This window comes from Microbacterium sp. 69-10 (assembly GCF_001897945.1).
Taxonomy (GTDB): Bacteria; Actinomycetota; Actinomycetes; order Actinomycetales; family Microbacteriaceae; genus Microbacterium.
Map to the genome: position 1 here is coordinate 1 of NZ_MKRT01000012.1, position 4,287 is coordinate 4,287.

6 protein-coding genes and 1 pseudogene are annotated in these 4,287 nt (G+C 67.2%); 2 read left to right on the forward strand and 5 right to left on the reverse strand.

Annotated elements, in window-relative coordinates; translation table 11 throughout:
* The 4 genes and pseudogenes from BGN97_RS04580 to map form a co-directional block, all read right to left on the reverse strand.
* The coding region (locus BGN97_RS04580) for an IS3 family transposase (RefSeq protein ID WP_292698432.1) at positions 1-232 on the reverse strand (232 nt) is incomplete at its 3' end.
* Positions 193-966: pseudogene (locus BGN97_RS04585) on the reverse strand (IS3 family transposase); the annotation flags it as partial. The gene BGN97_RS04580 and the pseudogene BGN97_RS04585, both read right to left, overlap by 40 nt.
* Positions 918-1,232 (reverse strand): transposase, encoded by a 315-nt coding sequence (locus BGN97_RS04590; protein WP_363331399.1) that lies wholly within the window; start codon positions 1,230-1,232, stop codon positions 918-920. The pseudogene BGN97_RS04585 and the gene BGN97_RS04590, both read right to left, overlap by 49 nt.
* 262 nt (positions 1,233-1,494) lie before the next feature.
* Positions 1,495-2,271, reverse strand: a complete 777-nt coding sequence (map, locus tag BGN97_RS04595; protein WP_006902579.1) for a type I methionyl aminopeptidase — start codon at positions 2,269-2,271, stop codon at positions 1,495-1,497.
* Between the two features lie 68 nt (positions 2,272-2,339).
* On the opposite strand from map, the gene BGN97_RS04600 reads away from it, so the two are divergent.
* Positions 2,340-2,636, forward strand: coding sequence for a helix-turn-helix transcriptional regulator (locus BGN97_RS04600; protein WP_292698437.1), 297 nt, complete (start codon positions 2,340-2,342; stop codon positions 2,634-2,636).
* A 34-nt stretch (positions 2,637-2,670) separates the two neighbouring features.
* On the opposite strand, the gene BGN97_RS04605 is transcribed toward BGN97_RS04600, so the two are convergent.
* Positions 2,671-3,642: a helix-turn-helix domain-containing protein gene (locus tag BGN97_RS04605; RefSeq protein ID WP_292698439.1), complete on the reverse strand. Its 972-nt coding sequence runs from the start codon at positions 3,640-3,642 to the stop codon at positions 2,671-2,673.
* Positions 3,643-3,804: 162 nt separating this feature from the next.
* Here BGN97_RS04605 and BGN97_RS04610 point away from each other — a divergent pair.
* Positions 3,805-4,287: DJ-1/PfpI family protein (locus tag BGN97_RS04610; protein ID WP_363331403.1), on the forward strand; the 483-nt coding region annotated here is incomplete at its 3' end.

A 4,287-nucleotide genomic window follows, 5' to 3' on the forward strand; every position in this document is an offset into this window, starting at 1 on the left:
CGTTCCTATCGGGCGGTTTGGGAGACGGGTGTCCCAAGGGTGTGTCGAGGCCAGCGTAGTAGTCGGCTTCGACCTCGGCGGGGGGGCGCATGTCCAGCTCTCCGTGGAGGCGCTGGTTGTTCCACCACCACACGTACCCGAGTGTCGCGAGTTCGACCTGCTCGACCGTGCGCCACGGGCCGCGGCGACGGATCAGTTCGGTCTTGTAGAGCCCGTTGACGGCCTCAGCCATCGCGTTGTCGAAACTGTCGCCGACGGTTCCCGTCGAGGGGTCGCGCCGAGTTCCTCGATCCGATCGGTGTAGACCACGGCGAGGTAGTTCGATCCGTGGTCAGCGTGATGGACGAGCCCGTTGAGGTTCCCGTCCGCCGCCCACGCGGCCATGTTCAGTGCCTGGAGCGGGAGGATGTCCGCTTTGAGCGTCGAGGCGACGTTCCACCCGACGATGCGGCGAGAGAACACGTCGGTGACGAATGCGACATAGGCGAACCCGGACCACGTCGCGACATTCGTCACGTCCGCGACCCAGAGCCTGCGGGGAGCGTCCGCAGTGAACCGTCGCTGCACGAGATCCTTCGGCTTCTCGTTCGCCGAGTCGGGCTTCGTGGTGAAGACCTTCTTCGATCGCTTCACGCCGCGAACCCCAGCGAGTCGCATGAGCCGGCCGGTCTGGTCGCGACCGATTGCCCAGCCCTGCCGCCGCAGCAGCGCGTGCATCTTCCGGACCCCATAGTTCTCCGCATGCAGCCGGGTGATCTCCGGGATCAGCAGCTCGTCTCTCAGCTGCCGGGCTGACGCCGGACGCGCTTTCGCGGCCCGGTATCCGCGGGCGGTGAGGAATCCCACCTCGGCCTGCCGCATCACGCGGCAGACGAGCTCGACCCCGAAACGATCACGCATCTTGTCGATGAACGCGATCATCTCGTCGAGGGGCGGCCGAGCTCGGTCGCGAAAAACACGCTCGCAGACGGGAGGATCTCGTTCGCCTTCTCCAACTCGGCGATCTGCTTCTTCAACCGCTTGATCTCGGCCTGCGCCTCGCTCGAGGCCCCCGACTGCCGGCCCTCGTCGACGTCGAGGCGCTTCTTCCGCAGTCGAAGCGTCTCGGGGTTAACGCCGAGCTTGCCCGCGACGTGCTTGATCGCAGCGTGATCGGTCTTGTAATCAGGGCGAGCCTCGCTCAACATCCGCAGCGCGCGCTGACGGAACTCATCCGGATACGGTCCTGGCATAACTCCATCCTCCAAAAGGAAAGGACGGAACGAAACTCAGCGCGAATCAGTCAGACCAGCCACGAACGTATCTGAGCTGCCGGGAACGTCGTCGACCCTGGCGCGAACGTGGCGATGTCACTCGGGGCCGGGGCCATCACCGGTGGCGTCGTCAACGCTCGACTCGCCAAAGAGGACACAGACACCGCCCTCGCCACGCCTGCGCGGGCGTCCTGACCGCGCACGCGGGCAGCGGCGGGTGCCGGTGACGCTATCGGGGCACCTATTGCTGTGGGAGGGTGAGGATCTCGGCGCCATGGTCGGTGATCGCGATGGTGTGCTCGGTGTGGGCGGTGCGGCATCCGGTTGCGCTGCGCAGCGTCCACCCGTCGTCCGGGTCGGTGATGAGCCGGTCGGTATCGGCCATCACCCACGGCTCCAAGGCCAGCAGCAGCCCCGGTCGCAGCCGGTATCCTCGGCCGGGTCGTCCCTTGTTGGACACGTGCGGGTCCTGGTGCATCGTCGATCCGATGCCGTGACCACCGAACTCGGTATTGATCAGGTAGCCGGCGCCCGACAGCACCTGCTCGATCGCGTGCGAGAGGTCCCCCAGCCGCAACCCCGGCGCGGCAACATGAATCGCGGCCACCAGCGCCCGTTCGGTGGCGTCGATCATCGCGACGTCCTGCGGGTTGCGGGTGTCGCCGACGATGAAGCTGATCGCGGCGTCCGCCGCGACCCCGTCCTTGATGACCGCGAGGTCTAGGGTGAGCAGGTCCCCATCCGCGAGGCGGTAGTCGCGTGGCATGCCGTGCAGCACGGCGTCGTTGACGGCGGTGCAGATGTAGTGCCCAAAGGGACCGCGCCCGAACGAGGGCGCATAGTCGACGTAGCATGAGGTCGCACCGGCAGCATCGATCATCTCCCGCGCCCACTGGTCAACCTGGAGCAGGTTCGTCCCGACCCGGCAGCGGGCCTTGAGGCGCTGGAGAACGTCGCCGACGATGCGGCCGGTGACCCGCGCCCGGTCCAGCTCGCTCGGAGTGAGGATCTCGATCATCCGGCACCTTCCCGCCAGATCTCCAATACTTATACCGGTACGACTATACCGTGATTAGTATTGGTGGCATGGTCAGATTGCCGCTCACTCGCGAGGACGTCAAACGCGGGCAGCGGCTCGGAGAACTACTCCGTGTCGCGCGCGGTCCACGTTCGATCCTTGACGTCGCGATCGAGGCGGGGATCTCCCCCGAGACGTTGCGCAAGATCGAGACCGGCAGGGTCGCCACACCAGCGTTTCCCACCGTTGCCGCGGTCGCCATCGTGCTCGGCCTGTCCCTCGACGACCTCTGGGCCCAGATCAGCACACGCCACGGATCACCTCCGGAGGCGCTGACGTCAGCGGCGGTGTTGGCTTCGCGCTAACGACACCGCGCGCGGACCTGCTCACCCGCAGTGTTCACCGGGTCGCCTCGTCGTTGTCGTATGGCGGACAGCCGGAGAATGTTGCGCGGTACTCGCTGGGAGAGACTCGGGTGGCGCGGCGGAACTGGTCGCGGAAGGCGCTGGGGCTGCTGAAGCCGACCTGTCGGGCGATGCGCTCGATGCTGTGGTCGGTGGTCTCCAGCAGCTCCTGCGCGTGCCGGATGCGCACACCGGTGACCCATTCCATGGGAGCCTGCCCGGTCTCCTGGTGAAAACGTCGGGTCAGAGTACGGATGCTCGTGTGGGCTGCTGTTGCGATGTCGGCGAGCGTGAGCGGACGGTGGGCGTTCTCCTCGATCCACACGAGCACGTCCTCCAGCGTGGCGGTGCGGTAGGTGGGCGGATTCCGGACGATGAACTGCGCCTGCCCTCCTGTGCGGTGCAGCGGCGCGACCGCCAACCGTGACGCGTGGGCGGCGACCGCTGCACCGAAGTCCCGACGGATCATGTGCAGGCACAGGTCCAGCCCTGCGGCCGCACCCGCCGAAGTGAGCACCTGCCCATTGTCGGTGTAGAGCACATCCGGCTCCACGATCACCCGCGGGAACCGTCGTGCGAGCAGATCGGTGGCGAGCCAGTGGGTCGTCGCGCGCTGCCCATCGAGGAGCCCTGCGTCTGCGAGCACGAACGCCCCCACGCAGATCGAAGCGATGCGCGTCCCCGCCGCCGCTGCCGCACGGAGCGCGTCCGCGACGCCGTCCGGGAGCGGCGCAGCCGCGTCGTTGCGCCCTGGAACCATGATCGTGTCCGCCCGCTCCAGCGCTTCGAGACCCACGCTCGTGGCGATCTGGAGGGGGCCCGCGTCGACCGTGGGCGCCGTCCCGGCGACGATCACCCGATACGCCAGGCGCCCGTCCGGGAGCGTCACACGACCAAACGTCTCCACTGCGGTGGCCAGATCGAACGCGATCACATCAGGAAGAGCGAGCGCGACGACGGTGTACATACCGTGCATCCTACAGATATTCAAGCGCGAGATTGACGTTCAGAACGCGTGGCCAGATTCCGGCGATCATTGGCCATCGGGCCGATTGTGCCCGATCGGAACAGGCCGGAGACTCGATAGCGTCGCCGCCGTTTCCGCCAACGCAAGGGAGTTCCCGTGTCGATGTCCGTGCAGATCGTGCTGTTCGACGGGTTTGATCCGCTCGATGTGATCGCGCCGTTCGAGGTGTTCGTCGCAGGCAGCGAGTACTTCCTCGACAACGCACTCGACATCACTCTGGTCAGCGCCGAAGGGGCGCGCGATGTCGTCTCCGGCTCGCAAGGCCTCAGGCTCCGCGCGACGGCGGCGCTCGATCCCCACCGGCCGGGGATCGTGCTCGTGCCCGGTGCATCCGGGCCGGTTGACGGCGACCCCGACGAGGGCGCCGAGACGATCCCGGTCCTTTTGGCACGGTTCGCGGCGACCGGGGCGATCCCGCTCATCGCCAACGCGATGCGCGACCCCGACGTCCTGGTCACGGCAGTGTGCGGCGGCTCGCTCGCGCTAGCGATGGGCGGACTCTGCGAGGGCCGCAACGTCGTCACCCACACCCTCGGAATGCCACTGCTGGAGGCGACCGGCGCGACAGCGGTCAACGCCCGCGTC